Genomic DNA, 24,120 nt, shown 5'->3' with positions numbered 1-24,120 from the left:
TGTTTAATTGAAATATTTTAGACTTCTCAATTGCTAAAAATATCAGGACGCTACGGCAATAGGCTCCTCAGATAAGTTACTGATATTATGCATCATTTCGGATACGCACCGCCCCAGCCGCTCTTCCACTGAGGACATCATATTGCCCTGCTCGCTGCTCAGAACGCTATACATCGGTCGCGCCGCAGCCAGGCCAAACGCCTGCATAGAGCGGGGCACCACAAAGGAGGTATCCAGATTAGCCATGTCGGCGGCCAGACGCGCCAGATCGGCCCAGGTATAGGAACCCTGATTAGCTAAGTGCCACACGCCTTTCTCCTCGTCAATGAGCAGGTTTAGCGACTCATTTACCAGATCCGGAACATAAGTAGGTGAAATCAAGACATCATCGGCAGCCTCGAAAGCTTGCTTGTGATGCCCCGCCCGCAAGGCAAAGTATACGAAGTTGTACTCATCCCAGGGGCTAAAAAAGGCACTGGTACGCACCACCAATGCATTTGGCATGCAAGCCAGCACATCACGCTCGGCGAGGCGCTTGCTGTTGCCATACACATTTAGTGGGCTTGGAGTATCCGTTTCTACATAGGCAGCCGACTTATTACCGTCGAATACGAGGTCAGAGGAAAACGTTAGGAAGGGGATTTCGCGGTAGGCACAGGCGGCGGCTACAATGGCTGGTCCAGTCGTGTTTTCGCGGTAGCACCGCTCAAAGTCGGCTTCAGCTTCATCAACGCGCACGTAGCCTGCCGTATTTACGACCGCCCACGGGTTGTGCTGAGCTATTGCTTTTTCCACCGAAATCGGATCGGTGATATCCATCTCTTCACGACCCAAGGACACCGTTTCGATGCCCCGAATGGCGCAAACGCGCTGAAAAGCTCGGCCCAGCGTTCCGTGGGCGCCCGTAATAAGTAAGGGTTGAACCGCCGGCTTCTGCAAGTCTGCGGTCAGATCGTTCATATCAAGTACTTTCATAGGTCAAGATGCTTTAGCGACAGGGCAATGATGGTGATAGATAAAGCGCTCCTCGCGCTCCCACCAGCCTTTAGATTGTAGTAGCGGATGATCATAGTGGCCTTCCGTAGCAAGGCCCTTCACCATTTTGAACAGCGCCGTGGGGCGAGGTGTGCCCCCCGCAAATCAAAAACGCCGCTTTCGTAAAATGCGCCCTCCTGGGTGAGCAGCGAGTTCCAATCGTAGGCGCCCAATAAGGACCATACGGTGATGGCGCGCATGTCGATGCCTTCTTCCTTCAGCTGATTGGCCGCGTCCCAGGCATATTGCAGCCAGCGCATCTGCTCTTCGCGGGTACAGTCGAGGTGAACCTCCGTGATGGCAATGGGTAAATGATACCGCTCCCAGGCCTCCAGCAAAAGGTCGTGAGGGCCGGCCAACTCTACCAAGCGCACCCGTACGGCTTCTACATCTACATAATCGGTGCGGCCGTGGCGGCGGCGCAAGTGGTGCTCGTCAAAGTGATGATGGTTCTCGTCCAGGAACCGCTCACTGGTGATGTAGTAGTTGATGCCCAAGATATCGGGCGGAAACGGGTCGTTGGCAAGTTCCAGCAGTTCGGCCTCCGACGCGCCATTCTCACGCAGGTAGCCCCAGAAGGGATGGTGCCGATCAATGTAGCCGCAGAGCAGGTCGAACGTGAGCCAGCGCCGGTTGTTCTCGAATTCGGCTTGCCAGGCCAGGCCCGGGGTGCAATGCGTTTTGCCCAGATCCTCGGTCTGTACGAGTTGAGCCTCCGGATTTACCTCCCGAATAGCTTTCATCGCATCTCTCACGCCCCTAATATGATTCAGCTGAATCCGGACGAAGGTGTGATCATCGAAAGCATGCGGATACCAGATGCCGTAGAGGCCACTGAAGCGGGCCGTGGTCAGGGGCTCGTTTACGGGCGTATAGTGCTTTATCCACGGATAGCGCTCGGCCACCATACGAGCAAAGCGCGCCAAGCCAGGCGCAAAGCTATCCTCGTGCAGGGCCGTGTAGCGCGGGCCGCTGCCGTGGTGTAGTAAGGTAACGATAGGGTCGATGCCCAGCTCACGCAGACGAGCCATGCGCTCGTCGGTCCAGGTCCAGTCCGGATTATCCAGACTTTCCGGGGCTACCTGCTCCCAGAGTATGGGATAGCGCAGCTTACTAATTCCTAACTCAGCGAATTGGTCCAAGTCTTCCATTCGGGTGCGGTGACCACTACTCACAAGCTGGTCGGAATATCCGTCGCCAATTCGTCGTATGGTGCACTCAACGCCCCCCACATGTCTACTTTTTCCATCCTTCTATCGGTTTATGGCTGCCTACACCTGCAACACAATTGTTGAGTTGGCACCATCCGAAAACAGCTCTGTCACCCTGCACGGAGCGAGGAGGTTAAAAGTCAGGAGCCGGGGGCTTTTTTGACTTATAAACCACTCGTTGCCCACGCAGGGTGACAGACGTCTGACAGCCGTTTGTACTAAAAACGCTACTCCTTCGCCGGAGCGCGGGAAACCAGTTTTTCTACTAACGAAGTTGAGCCAGAAATGGCTGGTTTTTTCACTTTTTGAGCTTCTTCCGTTTTCTCGGTCAGCTTTTTATACAAGGTGAGCGCCTGCGCTACCACCTGGTCCATGTTGTAGTACTTATAAGTAGCCAAGCGACCTACAAAGTGAACATTGGGGGTTTCGTCGGCCAGCTTCTTGTACTTATTGTATAATTCGGCGTTTTCGAGGCGCGGAATTGGGTAGTAAGGGTCTCCCTCAGCTTTCGGGTACTCATACACTACGCTGGTCTTGGGGTGCTGCTGGCCGGTGAGAGCCTTGAACTCGGTAATGCGCGTGTACAGGTGCTCGTTAGGATAATTAACTACCGGCGCAGCCAAGAACTTCTCTATGTTCAGCGTCTCGTGCTTGAACTCCAAGGAGCGATAAGGCAGCTTACCAAACTTGAAGTCGAAATACTCATCAACCGGACCCGTAAAGATGATTTCTTTGAAGGGCACAAAGTCGATAATTTCGTGATAATCCGTGTTGAGCATCACCTTGATGTTCGGGTGATCAAGCATCTTATCAAACATCCGGGTGTAGCCGTGCAGAGGCATCGCCTGGTAGGTATCGGTGAAGTAGCGGTCGTCGCGGTTGGTGCGGGTAGGCACGCGCGAGGTCACCGACTTATCCAGCTCCGAAGGGTCCATGCCCCACTGCTTGCGCGTGTAGTTCTTGAAGAACTTCTCATACAGCTCGCGGCCAACCTTGCTTACTACCACGTCTTCCGACGTTTTGATAACCGGAATGGTTTCGGCTAACGACTCCAGAAACTGCTCTACTTCAAAGCTATTCAGGCTAAGGCCATACAGCTTATTAATGGTGTCCAGGTTAATAGGCATGGGCACCATCTGCCCATCGACGGAGGCTAATACGCGGTGCTCATACGGACGCCAATCGGTGAAATTGGAGAGGTATTCGAATACGTCTTTGGAGTTGGTGTGGAAGATGTGGGGGCCATATTTGTGCACCAGCACCCCGTCCTCATTGTAATGATCGTAGGCGTTACCAGCAATGTGGTTGCGCTTATCAATAATCAAAACTTTTTTGTTAGAGCGGGTAGCGAGCCGTTCGGCTAGTACGCTGCCAGCGAAGCCGGCCCCAACGATCAGATAATCGAACATAGCTAAGTTTGTGTTTTGGTGAGGAATAAGGGGCGGTGAGGCTATTTAAAGTTTAATCAGTTACGAGGACCACCGTTTATTCGGTTTTGTCCTAATTATTTCTTGTCGGCGAGGCGCTGCTGCATCAGGTTTACCATATCCTGCCAGGTACGGTCCCAAGAAATGGTTGCCAGATACTCATCCGTGCGAGCGAGCCACTCGGCATCGTCTTTTTGCTTTAATGCTCGCCCGATTGCTTGTCCAAATTCGTCGGCAGCCGCCGCGATCTGTACCAGGTTCAACTCTCCGTAAGGCCGCACTACATCCCGAATAGGCGTGCTGACAACCGGTTTGCCCGCAGCTAGGTATTCGGGCGTTTTGGTAGGCGAAATAAATTTTGTGCTCTCATTATCAGCGAAAAGCAACGTAGCTACATCCCAACCCCGCAAATACATAGGGAGTTCCTTATAGTCTTTGCCCCCCAGATAATGGATGTTGGAAGTACGCGGCAGCGCGGCCTGCTCAATCTTCACCACCGGCCCGATAATGACAAACTGCCACTCCGGATGCGCCTCAGCAAGTTGGCCTAGCAACTCAATATCCAGGCGCTCATCGACTACGCCAAAGAACCCGACACGAGGATGTGCAATTATGGCCTGATCTGCAGGGTCAACGCCGGCTTCACGGGCTTGGCCAAAATGGGCTTTATCAATGCTGCTCGGGAAGGCGTGCGCATCAGCGTGCTGCAGGCTTTTGGCCTCGTACAGGCTTTGACCTCCGGTGAATACTAGGCTGGCGCGCTCAAAAAGCTCCTGCTCCAACTCACGAAGCCGCGGGGGGCAAATTTGAAGTTTGCCAACTCGTCCATGCAGTCGTACACGGTGAGGGCCGCCTGCAAATGACGTGACTTACTCAACGCCATCGGGGTATAATACCACGACACGAACTGATCGATGCTATTTTCAGCAAAATACTGCGTCAGCAGCTTCGCTTGAGCCTGATCAGTAGCTTCCTCACTAAGGCCGGCTGGCAGGTGAGCTACCAGCACTTTCACTCCATTCTGACGCTCTTTTATTTCGAAGTGTGCTTCAAGAGACGCGTCATCGCCGTGCACAAATGGCTCTTCTACATAGAAAACCCGGCCGTACTGCGCAAAACGCGACAGTAAATGCTGAGGACGCTGCCATACAAAATCCCAATGCAGGTGCGCAAAGCAAACCAGATCTGGTAAGGTGTAAGAGGAAGGAGTATGGGTAATCGTTTGGGAAGAAGCAGGAGTTTGGGTTGACACTGAGGCTGAAGCGCGCGTAGGCGTTCCCGCCGAGGTAGGAATCGGCATAGACAAATGGCTAGAAAGTATCGTGGTAAACCGGAAGCGCTAACTCAACAGTATAATTCTCCGGTGCTACAACACTTGATCTATACGGCTATTTGCTAAAAAGGATACCTCTACTTTAATGCTATTTTAATTAGCAAAAAACAACCTCAACACTAGTTCTTATCCTACTTGGTTATAAAATCTGTAAGTACTTAACCCGCTACTAATTGCCTTATACAGTAGTTATTATAATACCTTTTGAAGCTCAACAGCATCATCCCACCCACCAGCAGTCCGTAGCCAATCCTTCCGAACGCCAACCCGCCGAAAACCAGCTTTCTGGAACAGACGCAAACTGGCTTGGTTGGTAGCCGCTACTGTACAATATAGTTGATGCAGGCGCAAGGTGAGACGAGCGTAATCTAAACCTGCGGCTAGTGCGGCCAAAGCAAAACCACGCCGCCTTTCAGTGCTCAGCACCGTAATGCCCAGCCCAGCCCGCAGGTGTAACGGCTGAAAGTCGAATATATCGAGGATGCCCACGGCTCGCCCATCCGTCTGAGCGCAGATAACTAGCCGTAGCTGGCGCACTTCGTAGAAATCGGCGGCGGCATGAGCTAAGTAATCACGCAACGCATAGCGCGACACGGGCGCCATGGTATCTGACACCCCCCATATATCGCGGTCATTCTCCAATGCGTACAGAAACTCCAGATCGGAATCCTCAAGGGCGCGCAGAAAAATCGGGGTAGATGCCATTGACCTAAAATCGATAAGCTCAGCAGCCGTTACCAATCGACTGGGGCAAAATATCTGGCGACTATACATCTATGCTGCCCTCAAATACGCGTAGGGCCGGACCGCTGAGGTAAATATTGGTGAAGGAGCCATCAGGCAGCGCTTCGAATGCTACCCGTAGGTCGCCGCCGGGGGTACGCAAGTTCACGGGGCTCACGGCTCCGCGCCGGGACGCAGCCAGCGCAACGGCTGTCACGCCGGTTCCACAGGAAAGGGTTTCGTCTTCCACGCCCCGCTCGTAGGTACGCACCTGCCAAGGCAAATCGGGTGTGGGGGGCATTTCTGCAAAGTTTACGTTCGTGCCGCGTTCCCGAAACCGCTCGTTGTAGCGAATGGCCCGGCCCTCACTCACCACATTTAGCTCGGCCAAACGGCTTGGATCCAGAAACCGCACAATATGGGGCGAGCCCGTATTCAGAAAGACGCCGTCTTCACTTATCTCCTGCTGGCCCAGCACATCCTGCATGCGCAGGTTTACGGTACCATCAGTTTCTATGTGTGCTTCGTGCGCACCGTCTGCGGCAATGAAGCGGGTTTCATTTTCAATAACTCCTAAGTGGTGGGCGAAAGCTACTGTACAGCGCCCGCCATTGCCACACATCGAACCCAGATACCCGTCAGCATTGAAATACACCATCTCGAAATCGTAGTCGGGGTGCAGACGCAGCAGAATCAGGCCATCGGCTCCAATTCCAAGCCGCCGGTCACAGAGGCGCCGCACCAGCTGATGATTGCTCTCATCAAACTGCCGCTCACGGTCATCCACCATCACAAAGTCGTTGCCGGTGCCCTGGTATTTAAAGAAACGAAGTGTCATAGGGCAAAGGTCGCATTTATGGGTGGTAAACTCTACTTCTGGGTTATCAACTGGTATTACGGAACAAGTCCCTTTCGTAATAAGGCAATCTGACCAGCATGATACAAATTATGCTGTACGAGCCCGTGGAGTGTTACATAGTGGAGTGTTACATAGTAGCTCACTCCACCACCCTGCTCATGGTCGCGGGACCCGCCTAGCTGCCGCTCAAGGTCGGTATCGGTTAATTGAGTTACCGTGTTGATCAAGTGGGTATGAGCTTGGCGCAAACCAGTTAGCGCTTGTTGCCACGTGGCCTCATCAGCGCTGGATGGAATGGGAGGCCAATCGGCAGCCGCTGATAGTTCTATCAGTTTATCTTGCTGTGTGCGCTGCTGCACCGTTTCTATCCAGGCTGTTAGGTGCAATACGATTTCCCAAATACAGTGCGCCTGAGGCAGTAGCCGAGTTGCTGCTTGCGTAGCATTCAAGCCCTGCAGAGTAGTCAGCAACGACGGGCCCGACCAGGCATATCCATCGAAGGCACGTTGAAGCTGGTCAACAATGCGCGCGGTTTCATTCACGTTAGCTTGCGAAGTAGTCATAGTAGGCAACGTAATAGAGGTTCAGAGTAAACGCTATACTGTAGCCGCAGCTCCTAAAATAACACGATCAACACAAAGCTTACGCGACTGCCTTACCTTTGGCTGCCTGCCCAGCGGCAGCTTCACGACGCCTTATGTATTCCTTCCTCACTACCGGCACCTGGCCCGATTATGAACTGCTCGACGCGGGCAACTTCGAAAAGCTCGAACGCTTCGGGCGCTACGTGCTGGCCCGACCCGAGCCCCAGGCCATCTGGGACCAGCATTTGCCCCCCAGCGAATGGGAACGCGCCCACGCCACGTTTCGCCGCGAAAAAGGCAGCCAGGAGCGCGGGCAGTGGCAGCTGAAGCCCGGTATGCCCGAGCAATGGGTCATTAATTATGACCAAGGCGACCTGCATTTGCGCTTTCGCCTGGGCTTGTCGGCCTTTAAGCACGTGGGCCTGTTTCCGGAGCAGGACCCTAACTGGCGCTTCATTTTTGAGCAAACCAAACAGCGCAAGGCCGCGCAGCCACGGGTACTTAACCTTTTTGCCTATACCGGCGCGGCCACCCTGGCTGCCCGGGCCGCCGGCGCCGATGTCACTCACCTCGACTCGGTGAAGCAAGTAAACTTCTGGGCCCGCGACAACATGGAAGCCAGTCAGCTCGATGGCGTGCGCTGGCTGGTGGAAGATGCCATGAAGTATGTACGGCGCGAAGTAAAGCGCGGCAGCAAATACCAGGGCCTCATCCTCGATCCGCCCGCCTACGGCCGTGGCCCGAATGGAGAGAAGTGGCAACTGGAAGATGAGCTGAACGAGCTACTTAAGCTCTGCAAAGAGCTGCTAGACCCGCAGGATCATTTTTTTCTGATCAACTTGTACTCGCTGGGCTTCTCGGCGCTTATTCTGGATAATCTGGTGGCCGATATTTTTCCGGCTATTCGAGGTACCCGCGAAATCGGCGAGATTTATCTGCACGACCAAGGCCAGCGCAAGCTGCCGCTCGGCACATTTTGCCGGTTTAGCTCCTAAGCTCACACTTTGCGGAAGGTGGGCCTTTCACTGAATTCATACCCCATGACAATGACCAAAACGCCGCGTCTGGCCCTGATTGACATGGGCACCAACACGTTTCACCTGCTCATCGTAGAAATGCCCCCCACGGGCTCCGATGCCGAGGCCACCATACTGCTGCGTACCAAAGTGGGCGTAAAACTGGGCGAAGGCGGTATCAGCAGCGGCGAAATCGCGCCGGAGGCGTATGCGCGGGCGTTGCACACGCTGACGGCTTTTCAGGAGGAAATAGAGCTGCATCAGGTTACGGATGTACATGCTACTGCTACCAGCGCCGTGCGCAGCGCCCGCAACGGCGTGGAGCTGACCGAGGATATTTTCGAGCAGACAGGCATAAAAGTCGATATTATTCCGGGTGACCGGGAAGCGGAGCTGATCTGCAAAGGCATGCGGCAAGCCGTGGCGCTCGGCCACACGCCGCACCTGCTGGTAGATATTGGCGGCGGGAGCGTCGAGTTCATTATTGCCAACGAGGACACCATTTTCTGGAAACAAAGCTTTGAAATCGGGGCGCAGCGGCTGCTTGACTTGTTTTTCAAGCACGATCCGCTCACGGCCGATGATGTACGCGCTGAGCAGGCTTATCTGGCCGAGCAGCTCGCGCCGCTGACAGCGGCCGTGCATCAGTTCCGCCCGGTTGGCTTGGTGGGCGCTTCCGGCACATTTGATACGCTGGGGGATTTGCAGGCAGCTCAGCGCAACGAGTTTCGCCCCGAAATGCCGCCGCCCGTTACCGAAATTACGCTTCAGAGCTTCTATCAAAGCTACGACCTGCTGCTCACCACCACCCATGCCCAGCGCCTGGTTATGCCCGGCATGACGCCCATGCGCGCCGATATGATTGTGGTGGCCTGCGTGCTGGTTGATTTCATCCTGACAACCTACCAACTCACCGATTCCAACATAAGGGCCTCAACTTATGCCCTGAAGGAAGGTTTACTGGCAGAGATTCTGAGCGCCTAAGTCCAAGCAATTCAGCGCCAGCACTCTATTTGGGTTGATAGGCGAAATTTGCCCCCCAGCCGCCCTCTCCCCTATTCTGCGCCTACAGCTTCGCAGTTTCCTGTTTAATTCCTGACTACACGGCAGAGCTTGCTGCTATTTTCCTGCTATGATCTTTTCCTATAATCACCTGTTCACGTTTACCGAGGCCGTCTTTCGCAGTATTGGCTGCCCCGAAGCCGACGCTACTACGGCCACGGAAGCGCTGCTGGCAGCCGACCTACGCGGTATCGACTCGCATGGCGTGGCGCGGCTTATTGGCTACGTGCGTCTTTGGGAAGCAGGTCGTATCAATCCGACACCGCGGGTGGGTGTAGTGTATGAAACGCCCAGCACGGCTGTAGTAGATGGCGATGGTGGCCTAGGCTTGGTGGTGGCACCCAAGGCGATGCAGGTGGCTTTGGAAAAAGCGCGTATTGCGGGCACAGGCTGGGTTTCGGTGAAAAACTCCAACCACTTTGGTATTGCGGGCTACCATGCCATGAAATCGCTGGCCCACGATATGATTGGGATTGCCATGACCAATGCCAGCCCTTTGGTAGCGCCTACTCACTCGCTCGATCGGCTTTTGGGCACCAATCCCATTGCCGTGGCCATCCCGGCCGGCGAGCAGCCCGATTTTGTGGCTGACTTTGCCACCACGACGGCCGCTAATGGTAAGCTTGAGATTTTGCAGCGTAAGCAGCAGCCTGCGCCTACCGGCTGGATTCAGGATGCGCAGGGGCAATCTTCTACTAACCCGAATGAGCTGAAAGACGGCGGCGCTTTATTGCCGCTGGGCGGCGAAACCGGGTCGCACAAAGGCTACTGCTTAGGCAGTGTGGTCGATATTTTCTCGGCGGTGCTGTCGGGCGCTAACTATGGACCGTGGGTGCCGCCTTTTGTTGCCTTTCTCCAGCCGCCCGCCGACCCGGTGGGCCAGGGCATCGGCCATTTTTTTGGAGCCATGCGCGTCGATGCTTTCCGCCCGGCTACGGAATTCAAAGCGCATATGGATAACTGGATTTCCACTTTCCGCCAGGCCCGTGCCGTGGACGGACAGCAAGTCCTTATTCCCGGCGACCCGGAGCGCGAAATGGCTGCGGAACGCCTGCTGGGGGGCATTCCTTTACTCGAAACTGTAGTGCAGGATCTGGAAACGGTTGGCCGCAAGTTTGGCGTGCATCTCTAGTCTCTGACGCAACATGCAGCACAAAAAAGCCCCCCAGAACTAATTCTGGGGGCTTTTTTATCGAGCGACTAGCCTTATATCATTTGGTTGGCACTAACCAGAGCGGATAAGGCCACATCGTGGTTTAGGTATTTAGAAGAGTAGTTCTCATCCGGACCATTGAGGAACAAGCAGGTTTTGCCGCCTACCTCATCAATAATCTGAGCGTATTGGTCCATGGGCAAAGCTGGGCAACCAAGGCTGCGGCCCAAACGACCATACTGACGAACAAACTCCTCACTCACGTAATCGGCGCCGTGCATTACGACGGAGCGGGCCAGAGCATTGTTGTTGTAGCCTTCATCTACGCCCTCCAGCTTGAGTGAGCGGCCATGCTTGCCGATATACTCGTCCTGAGTTACATAAAAGCCCAGGCTGCTCATGTTCGACTCGTTCTCATTGGAGAAAGTGCTGGTCAGGTTTTCGCCCGAGTTGCGACCATGAGCCACAAGCGTGTTAAACTTTACTTCTTTCTTATCAAGATCCAGTACCCACAACCGCTTCTCGGTAGAAGGCATTTCGAAGTCAACAACCGTTAGAAGCTGCTTATCACCGAGCTTGTCTTCATTCCGAAGATTGAGGTAGCCGGTCATGGCTTTCTCAAACACTTCAAAGCGTAAGCCCTGCTGCTCCACGTTCAGGTCGCGGTAAAGATCGTGCATGCGCTGATCGAAAAAGGCAGCTTCCATTTCCTTTTCCGTCGGCATTTTAACCTCTACGCCCTTCGCATTAGCCATAGTGCTTTTGATGGGCGTGGCCAGCGGGGTGGCCATAAACAGCGAAGCCATAAAGGGCAGCATGCGCCTTACTACCCGACGGGCACGGCGCTTCAAACGCTGACGATGTACTACACTGGTCTTTTCCATCTGCTTGGTTCTTTAGGATGAGTAACTTAGCTAAGCAGAGCTTACCTTCTTCACACAAAGGCTATTATACGCAAAGCCTTAAGATATAGCTATTTATTTAAGAGTATTAGGAGTTGTTTTAACATCCCGAAGGCCTTTTTGATTCCCTTAAGGCCTTTCATCCCTACCTGACTAGCCGATCATCAGACGTTTTTCCGACCTTCGGATGCCACCGTCGAGCCAGCTCTTTTCATGGGTCAGCCTCACTCTGTAACTCTATACAAGTTAAGCGGCTTACCGTAAAAAACAATGTCTGGACGATGTAGAGCGCATATTTCAGCCGTTTGGGGTTGCGCGGCCGTTTTCATGAAAGGATTTTATTTCCTTCTCAATCTTACTATCACTTCTTCGCTGAAGGCGTAAACAAAGGCTGCCCACATTTCTTATCTACTTTTGTTGCTCCAAAGCGGTTCTAGTTAGTTGCTAGCTGCAAATTCGCTTTGCTCATCTACCGCTTCGGCGCGTTGTCCTTCGCATTCATGGCTAAAGTCGCAATAAACCTCTCTACCGGGAGTATTCAGCAGGAAGAAATCATCGTTGGCATTGATCTGGGCACCACGAACAGCTTAGTGGCCTACATTCACCCCGAAGGCCGGCAGCCGGTGGCCATCAACGATCAGGGCCGCGGCACCATTGTGCCCAGCGTAGTTCACTTCCCTGCCGATGATGATCCCATCGTTGGCACCGACGCCAAGCAATATCTCCTCACCGATCCGCAGAACACGATTTACTCCGTAAAGCGTCTGCTGGGCAAATCGTACCGCGACCTGGGGGAGCACGCCGGACAGCTGGGCTATAAAATCATTGATGATAACTCGGAAGGCTTAGTCAAAATCCGCGTTGGGGGGCATTTTTATTCCCCTATCGAGCTCTCCGCTGAGATTCTGAAAGAGCTGCGGGCCCGCGCGGAGCACGCGCTCAAAACGCCCGTTAATAAGGCTGTAATCACGGTCCCGGCTTACTTCAACGACTCGCAGCGCCAGGCCACCCGCGACGCCGGCCGCTTAGCTGGTTTGGAAGTGCTACGCATCGTGAATGAACCCACCGCCGCTGCGCTGGCCTACGGCATTGGCTTATCGCCCGATGAGGAGAAAACCGTCGCCGTGTACGACCTCGGCGGCGGCACCTTCGACATCAGCATTCTGCGCATTCAGCAGGGAATATTCGAGGTACTCAGCACCAACGGCGACACGTACCTTGGCGGCGACGACTTCGACCGCCTGGTAAGTGAGCATTGGATTCAGCAGCACAACTTATCTGATCAGCTCGCTACTGCCACCGATGGGCAGCTTCAGCAACAGCTCCGGCTAACCGCCGAACAAGCCAAAAAGCACTTAAGCCAACACGACGAATTCACGGCCGATCTACCGGGTGTGGGTCAGGTGCATCTTACCAAAGCGGAGTTTAATGAGCTGATACGTCCCTTGGTGGCTCGTACCATCAACGCCTGCCAGCAGGCCCTAACGGACGCAAAATTGCCCCCCAGCGCCCTCGACGCGGTACTGTTGGTAGGAGGCTCGACGCGGGTGCCCTTGGTATATGATACGGTGTCCGAATTCTTCCAGCAACCGGCCAACAGCTCACTCAACCCCGACGAAGTGGTAGCCCTGGGAGCTGCTATTCAGGCCGACATATTGGGTGGCAATCGTCGGGATGTTCTGCTGCTCGATGTGACACCACTCACGCTGGGTATCGAAACCTTGGGCGGGCTCATGGACCCCATCATCCCCCGAAACTCCAAGATTCCGACCAAAGCTGGGCGCCAGTACACGACCAGCGTCGATGGGCAAGTGAATCTGAAAATTTCTGTGTACCAGGGTGAGCGCGACTTAGTAAAGGAAAATCGTAAGCTGGCCGAGTTTGATCTTCGCGGCATCCCGGCTATGCCCGCGGGTTTGCCCAAAGTCGACGTTAACTTTATTCTGAATGCCGACGGCATTCTGAAAGTAGAGGCTCTGGAGCTTCGCTCAAATACCCATCAGGCTGTCGAAATAAAGCCTCAGTACGGCCTCACCGATGAGCAGGTAGAAAAGATGCTCATGGACTCCCTCACCCACGCACGTGAGGATGTGACTGCGCGCATGGTAATCGAAGCGCGCACCGTAGCCGAGCAGATGATTTATCAGGTGGAACGCTTTGTCGATAAGAACTCTCAGTACTTAACCGAAGACGAAATCACGCTGACCGCCGCCTCGGTTCAGAATCTGAAAGACGCCCTTACTACCCAGGATAAGGACACAATTCTAAAAGCCGTAGATGAGCTGGAAGGCCTCACCAGCCCTTTTGCCGAGCGCGTAATGAACATCTCCATTAAGCAGGCCATGACGGGCAAGAAAATCGAGTAGCCCTACTTGCGCTTGCTCTGCGGGGCCGGAATCATACCAAAGCTCAGAATACGCATGGCCGTAGTATCCCGAAATGTAACGTCGAGCATGACGCGCGGCGTGGGCTGCAGCGTGTCGCTTTTGAACGAGAAAGCATAGAAGTAGCGAGGTTGTGCCTCTTCGCCTAGCCGTAAGCCCAGCTTATACAATGCGATTGGGCGACCTAGCTCTCGCCCCTGCTCATACAAGGGCCGCACCGCTGCCCGAAACTGCTTCTTTGAGACAGTATTACTCACTTCAGGTGCCAGAAGCTTATATGCCGCGGAGTTGTCGCCGCGCAGCACTGCAATCAGAAACTCTCTGGCTACCTGAATTTGAGAGGATTGAGCGGCTGCCGGCAGGCTCAGTAGCAGCAGTAGCGCTAATACTACTAATTTGCCCCCTAGGCGCCAAGGACGCATTTGCGGGTGGCAGTTGTCCATAATCGGCGTCTGCATTATTCCTCTTCCTGCGGTACTAATATGAACACATCCTCACCGGGACGCTTCATAATATACCGCTCACGAGCAAACTTCTCCAATAGCTCTGGACTGCTGAGCAGTTCCGCTCGCTCCTTCTTCACCGTCTCAATGTTGGTCAGGTAGTACTCCTTCTCCGTTTGCAGCTCACGCCATTTTTTATACATATCATACTGCTTAAGCAGGTCGTTGGCGTCGAAAACGAACATCCACACTAAGAAGCTTACCCCAGTCAGAAAGTAAAAGCTGCGTACAACGCGCGCTGCGGAAGCAAGAAAAACGGAAAAGCTCATAGGCTCAAATATACTAAAAACGGCACCACAGCCTATGGAGCTATGGTGCCGTTTTGCTGGTATTAGCTAATCAGGAAAGAATTAGCGCAATCTGAATAACTACATTTTGCGGCCAGGATAGTAGGCTATTTCACCTAATTCCTCCTCGATACGAAGCAACTGATTGTACTTGGCCATCCGGTCGGAGCGCGACGCGGAGCCCGTTTTGATCTGGCCCGTGTTCAGAGCTACTGCCAAGTCAGCAATAGTATTGTCTTCAGTTTCACCCGAGCGGTGCGACATTACGCTCTTATACCCATTGCGACGGCCAAGGTTAATGGCAGCAATTGTCTCCGTAAGCGTACCAATCTGGTTTACCTTAATCAGAATCGCATTGGCAATGTTTTCATCAATACCGCGCTGCAAACGGTCTACATTAGTAACAAACAAGTCGTCGCCTACGAGCTGAATTTTGCCCCCCAGACTTTCCGTGTGCTGCTTCCAACCGGCCCAGTCATCCTCATCCATACCATCTTCGATGCTCAGGATAGGATACTTGTTAACCCAGTCAGCCCAGTAGTTGGCCATCTCGGATGAAGTCAGCTTATCGCCGGAGCTTTTCTTAAAATGGTACATACCATTCTCGTAGAACTCTGAGCTGGCTGCGTCCATGGCAATCATCACGTCCTCGCCTGGACGGTATCCAGCCGTTTCAATAGCTTGCAACACCACCTTGATAGCGTCCTCGTTGGACTTTATGTTCGGAGCAAAGCCACCTTCGTCACCCACGTTGGTGCTCAGGCCCTGCTTCTTCAACACATTTTTCAAGTGGTGAAATATCTCAGTGCCCCAGCGCAAGCCTTCCGAGAATGACTCGGCTCCTACGGGCATAATCATGAACTCCTGGAAGTCGATAGAGTTATCGGCGTGGGAGCCGCCATTCAAGATGTTCATCATGGGCACTGGCAGCGTTGAGGCGCCTACCCCGCCCACGTAGCGGTAAAGCGGCATGCCTGCTTCCTGAGCCGCCGCGCGAGCAATTGCCAGCGACACACCCAGGATAGCGTTAGCACCGAGATTAGCCTTATTGGGCGTACCATCCAGTTCCAGCATAATCCGGTCGAGCAAGCCTTGCTCATACACCGAGAAGCCAATCAGCTCTTCAGCTATCGTGCTATTGACGTTCTCCACGGCTTTGAGCACTCCCTTGCCCATGTACATCGACTTATCATCGTCGCGTAGCTCCACAGCCTCATGCTTACCAGTGGAAGCCCCTGACGGAACGGCCGCACGACCTACTACCCCGTTGTCTGTCGTCACATCTACTTCAACTGTAGGATTGCCGCGTGAATCAAAAATCTGCCGGGCGTGAATGGCGGAGATAATGCTCATGATGAAATAATAAAGGTTGAAAATGAAGCGAAAAGCCGCTTTGCTTAAAGCTAAGTTAGAGTTTGGAACTGCTAAAAGGTGCTGGCAAGGTAAGGAATTAGCCGTAGAGGAAAGCGGCCTATACGTCATAAGCTAATATTTGCCCCCCAGAACCCCCAAACGAAAAAAGGGCATACCAAATGGTACGCCCTTTTTCACTTAGTTATCTTAAGACTATGAAGCAGCTTCTTCGTCTTTGGCTTTCGCTTCATCACGCGTCTCGTCTTCCTTCACGGTCGTCGTAGGCGTGTCTTCAGGAGCAGCAGTAGCTACTACCGGAGCAGCGGCTGTAGGCTCAGATACTACTTCAGCCGAAGAACCGCCTTCACCGGCCGTAGCCGACTTCTTGCGGCCGCGTGAGCGACGAGTTGTCGTCTTGGCTTCGCCAGCATTTTTAGCTTCCAGCAACGTCTCGTTGTAATCAACCAACTCGATGATGCACAACTCAGCATTGTCACCCAAACGGTTTTCGCTGAGCTTAATAATGCGAGTGTAGCCGCCAGGACGGTTAGCAATTTTGGCTGCTACGTCGCCAAACAACTCTTTTAGTGACTCCTTGTTCTGTAGAGTCGCGAATACCATACGACGAGCGTGCGTAGTATCGCTCTTCGCCTTAGTCAGCAGAGGCTCTACAAACTTGCGCAAAGCTTTGGCTTTAGCTACCGTCGTTGATACACGCTTATACATGATCAGCGAAGAAGCCATGTTAGACAGCATCGAGTTACGATGCGCAGCCGTGCGGCCTAGGTGGTTGAGGGTTTTACCGTGTCTCATTTTGTTATTTTGAGTATGCGGGGTGTATGTGCTTGCGTTGGGCGACCACGGCGGGCGGCTCGCTTTTAGCAGCCACCTCATTAGAACCGCCCAACCTCGGGCACACTGAAAAAAATTAAAAATAATGGCTGAACTGCTTAGGCATAGAGCCATCAACAATTCAGCCATCATGTCTGAATACTAGTCTTCGTCGAGCTTGTACTTGCTCAGGTCCATACCGAAGTTTAGACCTTTTTCTTCAACAAGATTCTCCAACTCCGTCAGCGACTTCTTACCGAAGTTGCGGAACTTCATCATGTCACTCATATCCAACTGTACCAAGTCACCGAGCGTTTTGATGTCGGCAGCCTTGAGGCAGTTGTAAGCACGCACTGACAGGTCCATATCCGCCAATGGCGTCTTCAGAACTTTGCGCATGTGCAGTGTCTCCTCGTCTACAGTTTCCTCTTCTTCAGCCTTAGCCGTTTCGAAGGTCATTGTATTGTCGGAGAACAGCATGAAATGCTGAATCAGGATATTAGCAGCACCTTTCAGTGCTTCCTCTGGGTGAATAGAGCCATCAGTCTGAATCTCAATGAGAAGCTTCTCATAGTCAGTCTTCTGCTCTACGCGGGTGTTCTCAATACTATACTTCACGTTCTTAATAGGTGTGAAGATGGCATCGATAGCAATTTGCCCGAATACCTGATCGGTAGGCTTATTCTCTTCGGCGGGTACATAGCCCCGACCTTTCTGCACGGCTAGTTCAAACTCCAGTTCGGTATTAGTATCTACGTGGCAGATAACTAACTCCGGGTTCAGAACTTGGAAGCCATTGGTGAACTTATTGATATCGCCGGCCGTGAATGTTTCCTGACCTTTGATGCGGACGGTGATTTTGTCCTCAATAGCGTCGCTTACCTTTTTGAAGCGAACCATCTTTAGGTTTAGAATGATTTCGGACATGTCCTCAATCACACCTTCAATGGTCATGAACTCGTGCAGCACGCTGGGCGTGCGAACCGATGTAACGGCATAGCCCTCTAGCGACGACAGCAGGATACGGCGCAAAGCATTGCCGATCGTGACGCCGTAGCCTTTCTCCAGCGGTTTGAATTCAAACGTTCCGTAAAAGTCATCGGATTTCTCCATCACAACTTTCTCCGGCATTTGAAAAGCTAAGATTGACATAAGTGGGGCTTTAAAAATACAACAAGGGAAAAACGAAGATTGCCAAAAGGCGATTACTTCGAGTACAGCTCGACGATCAGCTGCTCCTGGATCTTCTCAGGAATCAACTCACGTGAGGGGGCATTGGTGAACTTGCCCACCATTTCCTTGCCGTCCCACTCCAACCACGAGAAAGCGCGAGCATTACGAGCACTCAGGCTGGTAGTAATTGTTTCCAGCGACTTTGACTTCTCACGAACGCCAATAATGTCACCAGGACGCAGTTTGTACGACGCAATGTTGACTACCTCACCGTTTACAGTGATATGCTTGTGCAATACCAATTGACGAGCAGCACGACGAGTAGGAGCTACTCCTAAGCGATAAACCGTATTATCAAGACGTGACTCTAACAGAGCCAGCAGGTTATCACCAGTAATACCTGGAAGTGCTGCAGCTTTATGGAACAGGTTTTCGAATTGCTTCTCAAGTACACCGTACATGTACTTTACCTTCTGCTTCTCCATCAACTGGATAGCATATTCCGACTGTTTCTTGCGACGACCACGACCATGCTGGCCGGGGGGGTAATTCTTTTTGTTGAGTGCCTTGCTCGGACCGAAAATCGGCTCAGCGAAGCGACGGGCAATCTTGGTTTTAGGACCGGTATAACGTGCCATTTCGAGGATGTTGAGTTTTGCAGGGGTTGAACCGCGAATGTCGAGCCTCGCAGACGCGTTGCAGCAGGTGCATACGCATCGGAAACCCGACACCAGGGGGCAAATCCGCAGACACTAAGTCTACGCTTTGCCTGTTCAGTATATCAGACGCGACGACGCTTAGGCGGACGGCAGCCGTTGTGGGGCAGCGGTGTTACGTCGCGGATGGTAGTTACCTCAATGCCCACATTCTGGAGGGTACGGATAGCCGACTCACGACCTGAGCCTGGTCCTTTTACAAATACTTCAGCTTTGCGCATGCCCAAGTCATGGGCAACTTTACCGCAATCCGTAGCTGCCATCTGAGCAGCGTATGGAGTATTCTTCTTCGAGCCACGGAAGCCCATCTTACCAGCAGAAGCCCAGGAGATAACCTGACCATTATTGTTGGTGATGGAAATGATGATGTTGTTGAAGGAAGCCTTGATATGAATCTGGCCTACTTGCTCAACAACGACAACGCGCTTCTTGGCTTTGTCTTTTCTCTTTTGTGCCATTTAGTTATCGCAAAAACGCGGAAGGTGTTGATGCCCGCTCAATATGCTAAGCAAGCACCGATTTCCGCTACTGGTTATTTAGTAGCCTTCTTCTTGTTGGCAACAGTCTTACGCTTACCCTTACGAGTGCGCGAGTTGTTCTTGGTACGCTGTCCACGGACAGGTAGTCCCTTGCGGTGACGCAGCCCACGGTAGCTGCCAATGTCCATCAGGCGCTTGATGTTAAGCTGCACTTCTGAGCGTAAAACACCCTCAGTCTTGTGCTGGGCGGCGATGATAGCACGGATTTCGCTGGCTTCAGCCTCCGTCCAATCCTTAACCTTCTTGTCTACAGAGATACCAGCTTGACCAAGAATCTTCTGAGCTAAAGAACGGCCAATGCCGAAAATGTACGTGAGGGCGATTTCGCCACGCTTGTTGTCCGGGATATCAACCCCTGCAATACGAGCCATATGCTTCTTTAAAACGAATGGTTTAACCTTGACGCTGCTTATAGCGTGGGTTCTTTTTGTTAATGACGTAAAGTTTGCCTTTGCGGCGAATTACCTTACAGTCAACGCTGCGCTTCTTGACCGATGCTTTGACTTTCATGTCGTCAGTAAATTATTTGTAACGGTAAACAATGCGTCCCTTCGACAGATCGTAGGGTGACATTTCTAGTTTCACCTTATCTCCAGGCAGAATTTTAATGTAGTGCATACGCATCTTCCCAGAAATGTGGGCCACCAGTTGGTGGCCGTTTTCCAACTCTACACGAAACATCGCATTAGAGAGTGCTTCTAGAATTACTCCGTCCTGCTCAATGGAGGATTGTTTGGCCATAAGGCTACTGTAAGGCTTTTTCTATGTACTCAAAGGAGGTTAAAATTTCCGCCTTGTCTTTTCTAACAACTACTGTATGCTCAAAATGTGCTGAAGGCTTCTTGTCTTTGGTGCGGATGGTCCAACCATCTTTCTCCTGGACAATGTGCTTAACACCTAAGTTAACCATGGGTTCTATCGCAATAACTAACCCCGTTTGCAACTTAAGACCTGAACCACGTTTACCGTAGTTAGGTACTTCGGGTCGCTCGTGTAGCTTCTTACCCAAGCCATGACCAACTAACTCTCTAACGACTCCATAGCCTTGCTTTTCAACAAAGCTTTGAATCGCATAGCCAACATCACCCATCCGGTTGCCGGCCACCGCTTGCTCGATACCGAGATACAAAGACTGTTTAGTATGAGCTAATAAGTCTATAACCTCAGGTTCAACCTCCCCGATTGGGTAAGTGTAAGCGCTGTCACTGTGATAACCATTGAGGAATACACCACAGTCAATCGAAACAATATCACCGCCTTTCAGCGTGTAATCACTGGGAAACCCATGGACTACGACAGAGTTAGGTGATATGCAAAGGCTAAAAGGAAAGTCGTTATATCCTTTAAAAGAAGGTTGCCCTCCATTGTCTCGAATAAACTCCTCCGCACGCTTATCCAGCTCGCGGGTGGTTACGCCTTCTTTGATAAGGCTCGCGACTTCTCCGTGAGCTTGGGCTAAAACTTTCGCACTAGCCCGAATAAGTTCTATTTCTTCTTCAGTCTTGTAAACGATCATGACTTAAGAAGCCATCGCTACATTTTGCGATCTACCTCTCAACTTACCTGTCTTCATCATACCATCATAATGACGCATGAGTAAGTAACTTTCCACCTGGTTAAGCGTGTCTAATACAACGCCTACCATGATGATTAATGAGGTACCACCGTAGAAAGCAGAGAAAGGACGAGTTACGCCGGCCAACAAAGCTAAAGCGGGAAAGATTGCAATCAGAGCCAATGCAATTGCGCCAGGTAAAGTAATCCGAGTCAGAATCTCATCCATATGCTCGGATGTGTCACGACCAGGCTTCACTCCGGGAACAAAGCCACCACTACGTTTCAAATCATCAGCAATCTGATTAGGATTTACGCTGATAGCAGTGTAAAAGTAAGTAAAGACAATAATCAGAGTAGCGAAAACAAGGTTATACTGCCAAGATGTATAGTCTGAAAACTTAACTCCAATATAGCTGGCTGTATCACTATCGTTTTGCCAAATAGAAGCAACTATAGCTGGAACGAACATCAATGACTGAGCAAAGATGATTGGCATTACACCAGCAGCATTCACCTTCAAGGGAATGAATTGGCGCTGAGCGTTAAGCTGTGTGGTTCCACCTACCTGCTTTGCGTACTGTACTGGGATACGACGAACCGCTTGCGTCAACACAATCACCGCCATTACAACCAAGAAGAGCACTACCATCTCAATTAAGAAGATCAGCGATCCACGCATTCCTTTGGCAGCAGCTTCACCAATAATGGCTCCTGGGAATCGGGAAACGATTCCGATCATAATGATCATAGAAATACCATTACCAATGCCTTTATCAGTAATCTTTTCTCCGAGCCACATGCAGAACAAAGTTCCAGCCGTGATAATTATCATGGTGGAGATTGTAAAAAACGTACCAGGAGAAATGATAGCCTCAGGGGTGATAGTTGCAATGAAGCCAATCGACTGAGCCATCACAATTGGAATGGTCAGAATACGGGTGTATTGATTGATCTTCTTACGACCTGATTCCCCTTCCTTTTGCAGCTTTTGAAAATAAGGAACTGCTATGGTTAGCAATTGCAGTACAATAGAAGCCGAGATATAAGGCATGATACCAAGTGCGAAGATGGAAGCATTACTGAATGCTCCACCTAACAGGGTATCAAGGATTCCGAAGAGACCTTCAGCTCCCTGCTTTAATCTGGTAGCATCTACCCCAGGCAGCACAACAAAGGAACCGAGCCGGTAGATAGCAATGAAAAAAAGCGTATTGAGAATCCGCATACGCAGATCCTCAATCGCAAAAATGTTCTTTATCGTCTCGATAAACTTCTTCATTGCCAGTCAGGCTTTATAAAGTCACTGCTTTGCCACCTGCTTTTTCAATCGCCTCAACAGCAGATTTAGAGAAAGCATGCGCATGCACTTCTACAGCTTGAGTGATTTCACCTCGGCCGAGAATTTTGATTTTGGCATTCTTAGAAACAAGGCCATTAGATACAAAGTAAGCAACATCCATAGTGGTTGTGCTGCCTTTGTCCGTCAGGCTCTGAAGAGCATCAAGGTTGATACCCTTATACTCTACACGATTGATGTTCGTGAAACCAAACTTAGGCACACGACGCTGCAAGGGCATCTGACCACCTTCGAAGCCTGACTTCTTAGAGTAGCCCGAACGTGACTTCTGCCCTTTGTGACCACGGGTAGATGTACCACCGCGGCCCGAACCCGTACCGCGACCAATGCGCTTTTCATTGCGCGTTGCGCCTACGGCAGGTTTTAGATTGCTGAGATTCATGTTAAGTTACTTCTTAAAGTTCGGTTACTTCGATCAAATGCTGCACGGCGGCCACCATACCAGCAATCTGGGGGTTGTTTTCTTTCTCCGAGGTGCTACCGATTTTACCCAGACCCAAGGCCTGAACCGTACGCTTTTGACGCTCAGGGCGGTCAATCACGCTTTTTACCAATTTGATTTTTATCTGCGCCATCTCGTCTAGCCGTTAAAAACTTGTTGGAGAGTGATGCCGCGCTGCTGCGCAATCTGCATGGGGTCACGCATCTTCAAAAGAGCATCGAAGGTAGCCTTTACCACGTTGTGGGGGTTAGACGAGCCTTTCGACTTAGCTAATACATCTTTGATACCAGCGCTTTCGAATACAGCACGCATAGCACCACCTGCAATTACGCCGGTACCAGCTGCTGCTGGCTGTACTAGAACGAAGCCACCCGAATACTTACCTTCCATCACGTGAGGAACTGTATGCTTATAGAGAGGCACTTTTACCAAGTTCTTCTTAGCATCATCGATACCTTTTGCAATTGCATCAGTTACCTCGTTAGCCTTACCTAGGCCGAAACCTACAGTACCGTTGCCGTCACCTACAACTACGATTGCAGAGAAGCTAAAGCGACGACCACCTTTTACCACTTTGGCTACTCGGTTGATGGCTACTACTTTTTCCTTTAGGTCTGTGTCACCAGCGCGGGGAGCTTGGTCCCGGTTACCACCACGATCATTGCCACCACCGCGACGATCGTTGCCGCCACGGTCATTGCCACCACGGTTGCTGTTGTTAAATTCTGCCATGATGATTTAGAAATTGAGGCCGCCTTCGCGGGCTCCTTCTGCCAATGATTTTACGCGGCCGTGGTAGAGATAACCTGAACGGTCGAACACTACTTTGGTGATACCCTTCTCCTGAGCGCGAGAGGCAATTTCTTTGCCTACTGCAGCAGCAGAAACTACTGGGGTAGCATCATCAGCCGTTGTTACGTGCTTAGATGATACAGATACCAGCGTTTGGCCAATAGTATCGTCAATAATTTGGGCATAGATGCCTTTATTACTGCGAAACACCGACAAACGTGGCCGATCGGACGTGCCAGCCACCCGAGTACGGATGATGCGCTGGATCCGCTTTCTTCTTGTTGCTTTATCAAAAGCCATAATGCGAAATTATTTCGAAGCTGTTTTACCAGCCTTGCGACGAATCTGCTCACCCACGAAGCGTACACCTTTGCCTTTGTAGGGCTCGACTTTACGCAACGAACGAATTTTTGCAGCTACTTGACCTAACAGTTGCTTATCGATGCTAGTCAGAGTAACGATAGGGTTTTTACCTTTCTCTGTAAGAGCAGTAGCAGTTACTTCCTTAGGCAGCGCCAAGAAAATATTGTGCGAGTAACCTAAAGACAGTTCGAGCGTAGTACCAGCCATTGCAGCTTTGTAACCTACACCTACTAACTCCAAACGCTCCGTATAGCCATCGCTCACGCCAACAACCATGTTGTTGATAAGCGAGCGATACAAACCGTGCATAGCCTTATGGCGCTTCTGCTCAGTAGGACGTTCTACTACGAGTTGACCATCGGCAGTAGAAACGGTGATGTCGCGGTCTACGGGAGTGGTCAAGCTTCCTTTCGGGCCCTTAACGGTTACTTCGTTTTCTTTGCTGATATCAATCTGCACGTTAGCGGGCAGGCTGATCGGCAGTTTACCAATGCGTGACATAATTCTGTTTCCTCTCG

At 51.7% G+C, this 24,120-nt stretch carries 30 protein-coding genes; 4 read left to right on the top strand and 26 right to left on the bottom strand.

Annotated elements, in window-relative coordinates; translation table 11 throughout:
- Positions 1–42 precede the first annotated feature (42 nt).
- The 8 genes from H9L05_RS23525 to H9L05_RS10470 form a co-directional block, all read right to left on the bottom strand.
- On the bottom strand, positions 43–975 hold the full coding sequence (locus H9L05_RS23525) for an SDR family oxidoreductase (protein WP_223284866.1): 933 nt from the start codon (positions 973–975) through the stop codon (positions 43–45).
- Positions 976–1,094: 119 nt separating this feature from the next.
- Positions 1,095–2,186: a family 1 glycosylhydrolase gene (locus H9L05_RS23520; protein ID WP_262892663.1), complete on the bottom strand. Its 1,092-nt coding sequence runs from the start codon at positions 2,184–2,186 to the stop codon at positions 1,095–1,097.
- A 287-nt stretch (positions 2,187–2,473) separates the two neighbouring features.
- Entirely contained in the window at positions 2,474–3,655 is a 1,182-nt protein-coding gene (glf, locus tag H9L05_RS10490; protein ID WP_187734086.1) for a UDP-galactopyranose mutase, read from the bottom strand.
- Positions 3,656–3,750: 95 nt separating this feature from the next.
- The gene (locus H9L05_RS26080; protein WP_317175169.1) at positions 3,751–4,455 is read right to left on the bottom strand and encodes a glycosyltransferase; all 705 of its coding nucleotides are present in this window, start codon (positions 4,453–4,455) and stop codon (positions 3,751–3,753) included.
- The gene (locus H9L05_RS26075; protein ID WP_317175168.1) at positions 4,422–4,973 is read right to left on the bottom strand and encodes a glycosyltransferase family protein; all 552 of its coding nucleotides are present in this window, start codon (positions 4,971–4,973) and stop codon (positions 4,422–4,424) included. Before H9L05_RS26075 ends, H9L05_RS26080 begins: the two co-directional genes overlap by 34 nt.
- A gap of 225 nt (positions 4,974–5,198) precedes the next feature.
- Entirely contained in the window at positions 5,199–5,711 is a 513-nt protein-coding gene (locus H9L05_RS10480) for a GNAT family N-acetyltransferase (RefSeq protein ID WP_187734085.1), read from the bottom strand.
- A 61-nt stretch (positions 5,712–5,772) separates the two neighbouring features.
- Positions 5,773–6,567: a diaminopimelate epimerase gene (gene dapF, locus H9L05_RS10475; protein WP_187734084.1), complete on the bottom strand. Its 795-nt coding sequence runs from the start codon at positions 6,565–6,567 to the stop codon at positions 5,773–5,775.
- Positions 6,568–6,623: 56 nt separating this feature from the next.
- A complete protein-coding gene (locus H9L05_RS10470) occupies positions 6,624–7,151 on the bottom strand; it encodes a mycothiol transferase (RefSeq protein WP_187734083.1) in 528 nt (175 codons plus the stop codon).
- A 134-nt stretch (positions 7,152–7,285) separates the two neighbouring features.
- Here H9L05_RS10470 and H9L05_RS10465 point away from each other — a divergent pair, with 134 nt between their 5' ends.
- From H9L05_RS10465 to H9L05_RS10455, 3 genes are all read left to right on the top strand, one after another.
- Positions 7,286–8,167, top strand: coding sequence for a class I SAM-dependent methyltransferase (locus H9L05_RS10465; RefSeq protein WP_187734082.1), 882 nt, complete (start codon positions 7,286–7,288; stop codon positions 8,165–8,167).
- 51 nt (positions 8,168–8,218) lie between these two features.
- Positions 8,219–9,172, top strand: a complete 954-nt coding sequence (locus H9L05_RS10460) for a Ppx/GppA phosphatase family protein (RefSeq protein ID WP_223284864.1) — start codon at positions 8,219–8,221, stop codon at positions 9,170–9,172.
- 148 nt (positions 9,173–9,320) lie between these two features.
- Positions 9,321–10,382: an Ldh family oxidoreductase gene (locus tag H9L05_RS10455; RefSeq protein ID WP_187734080.1), complete on the top strand. Its 1,062-nt coding sequence runs from the start codon at positions 9,321–9,323 to the stop codon at positions 10,380–10,382.
- Between the two features lie 74 nt (positions 10,383–10,456).
- On the opposite strand, the gene H9L05_RS10450 is transcribed toward H9L05_RS10455, so the two are convergent.
- Entirely contained in the window at positions 10,457–11,287 is an 831-nt protein-coding gene (locus H9L05_RS10450) for a murein L,D-transpeptidase catalytic domain family protein (protein WP_187734079.1), read from the bottom strand.
- A 518-nt stretch (positions 11,288–11,805) separates the two neighbouring features.
- Here H9L05_RS10450 and hscA point away from each other — a divergent pair.
- Complete coding sequence (gene hscA, locus H9L05_RS10445; protein WP_187734078.1) at positions 11,806–13,671, top strand: Fe-S protein assembly chaperone HscA; 1,866 nt, start codon at positions 11,806–11,808, stop codon at positions 13,669–13,671.
- Between the two features lie 2 nt (positions 13,672–13,673).
- On the opposite strand, the gene H9L05_RS10440 is transcribed toward hscA, so the two are convergent.
- The 17 genes from H9L05_RS10440 to rplF all read right to left on the bottom strand — a co-directional run bounded on the left by H9L05_RS10440 (position 13,674) and on the right by rplF (position 24,103).
- A complete protein-coding gene (locus tag H9L05_RS10440; protein ID WP_187734077.1) occupies positions 13,674–14,111 on the bottom strand; it encodes a hypothetical protein in 438 nt (145 codons plus the stop codon).
- A gap of 35 nt (positions 14,112–14,146) precedes the next feature.
- Entirely contained in the window at positions 14,147–14,461 is a 315-nt protein-coding gene (locus H9L05_RS10435) for an FtsB family cell division protein (protein ID WP_187734076.1), read from the bottom strand.
- A 99-nt stretch (positions 14,462–14,560) separates the two neighbouring features.
- On the bottom strand, positions 14,561–15,832 hold the full coding sequence (gene eno / locus H9L05_RS10430; protein WP_187734075.1) for a phosphopyruvate hydratase: 1,272 nt from the start codon (positions 15,830–15,832) through the stop codon (positions 14,561–14,563).
- 213 nt (positions 15,833–16,045) lie between these two features.
- Positions 16,046–16,645, bottom strand: coding sequence for a 50S ribosomal protein L17 (gene rplQ, locus H9L05_RS10425; protein WP_187734074.1), 600 nt, complete (start codon positions 16,643–16,645; stop codon positions 16,046–16,048).
- Between the two features lie 180 nt (positions 16,646–16,825).
- On the bottom strand, positions 16,826–17,815 hold the full coding sequence (locus H9L05_RS10420; RefSeq protein ID WP_187734073.1) for a DNA-directed RNA polymerase subunit alpha: 990 nt from the start codon (positions 17,813–17,815) through the stop codon (positions 16,826–16,828).
- A 53-nt stretch (positions 17,816–17,868) separates the two neighbouring features.
- A complete protein-coding gene (gene rpsD, locus H9L05_RS10415) occupies positions 17,869–18,474 on the bottom strand; it encodes a 30S ribosomal protein S4 (RefSeq protein ID WP_187309879.1) in 606 nt (201 codons plus the stop codon).
- A gap of 143 nt (positions 18,475–18,617) precedes the next feature.
- Positions 18,618–19,010 carry a 30S ribosomal protein S11 gene (gene rpsK / locus H9L05_RS10410; protein ID WP_084446069.1) on the bottom strand — a complete coding sequence of 131 codons (393 nt, stop codon included), beginning with the start codon at positions 19,008–19,010 and terminating at the stop codon, positions 18,618–18,620.
- Positions 19,011–19,084: 74 nt separating this feature from the next.
- Positions 19,085–19,462, bottom strand: a complete 378-nt coding sequence (gene rpsM, locus H9L05_RS10405; protein WP_084446066.1) for a 30S ribosomal protein S13 — start codon at positions 19,460–19,462, stop codon at positions 19,085–19,087.
- A 22-nt stretch (positions 19,463–19,484) separates the two neighbouring features.
- Positions 19,485–19,601, bottom strand: coding sequence for a 50S ribosomal protein L36 (rpmJ, locus tag H9L05_RS10400; protein ID WP_071890035.1), 117 nt, complete (start codon positions 19,599–19,601; stop codon positions 19,485–19,487).
- Between the two features lie 12 nt (positions 19,602–19,613).
- A complete protein-coding gene (infA, locus tag H9L05_RS10395; protein WP_086592757.1) occupies positions 19,614–19,832 on the bottom strand; it encodes a translation initiation factor IF-1 in 219 nt (72 codons plus the stop codon).
- Between the two features lie 4 nt (positions 19,833–19,836).
- Positions 19,837–20,607: a type I methionyl aminopeptidase gene (map, locus tag H9L05_RS10390; RefSeq protein WP_187734072.1), complete on the bottom strand. Its 771-nt coding sequence runs from the start codon at positions 20,605–20,607 to the stop codon at positions 19,837–19,839.
- 3 nt (positions 20,608–20,610) lie between these two features.
- Entirely contained in the window at positions 20,611–21,927 is a 1,317-nt protein-coding gene (gene secY / locus H9L05_RS10385; protein WP_187309877.1) for a preprotein translocase subunit SecY, read from the bottom strand.
- Between the two features lie 13 nt (positions 21,928–21,940).
- Positions 21,941–22,387 (bottom strand): 50S ribosomal protein L15, encoded by a 447-nt coding sequence (gene rplO, locus H9L05_RS10380; RefSeq protein ID WP_187734071.1) that lies wholly within the window; start codon positions 22,385–22,387, stop codon positions 21,941–21,943.
- Between the two features lie 13 nt (positions 22,388–22,400).
- Complete coding sequence (gene rpmD / locus H9L05_RS10375; RefSeq protein ID WP_187734070.1) at positions 22,401–22,580, bottom strand: 50S ribosomal protein L30; 180 nt, start codon at positions 22,578–22,580, stop codon at positions 22,401–22,403.
- 5 nt (positions 22,581–22,585) lie between these two features.
- Positions 22,586–23,179, bottom strand: coding sequence for a 30S ribosomal protein S5 (gene rpsE / locus H9L05_RS10370; RefSeq protein WP_187734069.1), 594 nt, complete (start codon positions 23,177–23,179; stop codon positions 22,586–22,588).
- A 6-nt stretch (positions 23,180–23,185) separates the two neighbouring features.
- Positions 23,186–23,539: a 50S ribosomal protein L18 gene (gene rplR, locus H9L05_RS10365; protein WP_187734068.1), complete on the bottom strand. Its 354-nt coding sequence runs from the start codon at positions 23,537–23,539 to the stop codon at positions 23,186–23,188.
- Between the two features lie 9 nt (positions 23,540–23,548).
- Positions 23,549–24,103 (bottom strand): 50S ribosomal protein L6, encoded by a 555-nt coding sequence (rplF, locus tag H9L05_RS10360; RefSeq protein ID WP_133271664.1) that lies wholly within the window; start codon positions 24,101–24,103, stop codon positions 23,549–23,551.
- Between the last annotated feature and the right edge of the window lie 17 nt (positions 24,104–24,120).

Source organism: Hymenobacter qilianensis (genome assembly GCF_014489555.1).
In the GTDB taxonomy this organism is placed as follows: Bacteria; Bacteroidota; Bacteroidia; order Cytophagales; family Hymenobacteraceae; genus Hymenobacter; species Hymenobacter qilianensis.
Note: the sequence above shows the minus strand (reverse complement) of the source record. Positions and strands in the feature narration are given on the sequence as shown.

Coding starts and splice junctions, on each gene's coding strand:
- H9L05_RS10440 (WP_187734077.1), bottom strand. CDS start 14,111: ATGCGTCCTTGGCGCCTAGGGGGCAAATTAGTAGTATTAGCGCTACTG.
- H9L05_RS10460 (WP_223284864.1), top strand. CDS start 8,219: ATGACCAAAACGCCGCGTCTGGCCCTGATTGACATGGGCACCAACACG.
- glf (WP_187734086.1), bottom strand. CDS start 3,655: ATGTTCGATTATCTGATCGTTGGGGCCGGCTTCGCTGGCAGCGTACTA.
- rpsE (WP_187734069.1), bottom strand. CDS start 23,179: ATGGCAGAATTTAACAACAGCAACCGTGGTGGCAATGACCGTGGCGGC.
- rpsK (WP_084446069.1), bottom strand. CDS start 19,010: ATGGCACAAAAGAGAAAAGACAAAGCCAAGAAGCGCGTTGTCGTTGTT.
- eno (WP_187734075.1), bottom strand. CDS start 15,832: ATGAGCATTATCTCCGCCATTCACGCCCGGCAGATTTTTGATTCACGC.
- infA (WP_086592757.1), bottom strand. CDS start 19,832: ATGGCCAAACAATCCTCCATTGAGCAGGACGGAGTAATTCTAGAAGCA.
- H9L05_RS10470 (WP_187734083.1), bottom strand. CDS start 7,151: ATGACTACTTCGCAAGCTAACGTGAATGAAACCGCGCGCATTGTTGAC.
- rpmD (WP_187734070.1), bottom strand. CDS start 22,580: ATGGCGCAGATAAAAATCAAATTGGTAAAAAGCGTGATTGACCGCCCT.
- dapF (WP_187734084.1), bottom strand. CDS start 6,567: ATGACACTTCGTTTCTTTAAATACCAGGGCACCGGCAACGACTTTGTG.
- rplQ (WP_187734074.1), bottom strand. CDS start 16,645: ATGAGACACGGTAAAACCCTCAACCACCTAGGCCGCACGGCTGCGCAT.
- map (WP_187734072.1), bottom strand. CDS start 20,607: ATGATCGTTTACAAGACTGAAGAAGAAATAGAACTTATTCGGGCTAGT.
- hscA (WP_187734078.1), top strand. CDS start 11,806: ATGGCTAAAGTCGCAATAAACCTCTCTACCGGGAGTATTCAGCAGGAA.
- secY (WP_187309877.1), bottom strand. CDS start 21,927: ATGAAGAAGTTTATCGAGACGATAAAGAACATTTTTGCGATTGAGGAT.
- H9L05_RS23525 (WP_223284866.1), bottom strand. CDS start 975: ATGAAAGTACTTGATATGAACGATCTGACCGCAGACTTGCAGAAGCCG.
- H9L05_RS10455 (WP_187734080.1), top strand. CDS start 9,321: ATGATCTTTTCCTATAATCACCTGTTCACGTTTACCGAGGCCGTCTTT.
- H9L05_RS26075 (WP_317175168.1), bottom strand. CDS start 4,973: ATGCCGATTCCTACCTCGGCGGGAACGCCTACGCGCGCTTCAGCCTCA.
- H9L05_RS10435 (WP_187734076.1), bottom strand. CDS start 14,461: ATGAGCTTTTCCGTTTTTCTTGCTTCCGCAGCGCGCGTTGTACGCAGC.
- H9L05_RS10480 (WP_187734085.1), bottom strand. CDS start 5,711: ATGGCATCTACCCCGATTTTTCTGCGCGCCCTTGAGGATTCCGATCTG.
- H9L05_RS10465 (WP_187734082.1), top strand. CDS start 7,286: ATGTATTCCTTCCTCACTACCGGCACCTGGCCCGATTATGAACTGCTC.
- H9L05_RS10450 (WP_187734079.1), bottom strand. CDS start 11,287: ATGGAAAAGACCAGTGTAGTACATCGTCAGCGTTTGAAGCGCCGTGCC.
- H9L05_RS10420 (WP_187734073.1), bottom strand. CDS start 17,815: ATGTCAATCTTAGCTTTTCAAATGCCGGAGAAAGTTGTGATGGAGAAA.
- H9L05_RS23520 (WP_262892663.1), bottom strand. CDS start 2,186: ATGGAAGACTTGGACCAATTCGCTGAGTTAGGAATTAGTAAGCTGCGC.
- rplO (WP_187734071.1), bottom strand. CDS start 22,387: ATGAATCTCAGCAATCTAAAACCTGCCGTAGGCGCAACGCGCAATGAA.
- rpmJ (WP_071890035.1), bottom strand. CDS start 19,601: ATGAAAGTCAAAGCATCGGTCAAGAAGCGCAGCGTTGACTGTAAGGTA.
- rpsM (WP_084446066.1), bottom strand. CDS start 19,462: ATGGCTCGTATTGCAGGGGTTGATATCCCGGACAACAAGCGTGGCGAA.
- rplF (WP_133271664.1), bottom strand. CDS start 24,103: ATGTCACGCATTGGTAAACTGCCGATCAGCCTGCCCGCTAACGTGCAG.
- rplR (WP_187734068.1), bottom strand. CDS start 23,539: ATGGCTTTTGATAAAGCAACAAGAAGAAAGCGGATCCAGCGCATCATC.
- rpsD (WP_187309879.1), bottom strand. CDS start 18,474: ATGGCACGTTATACCGGTCCTAAAACCAAGATTGCCCGTCGCTTCGCT.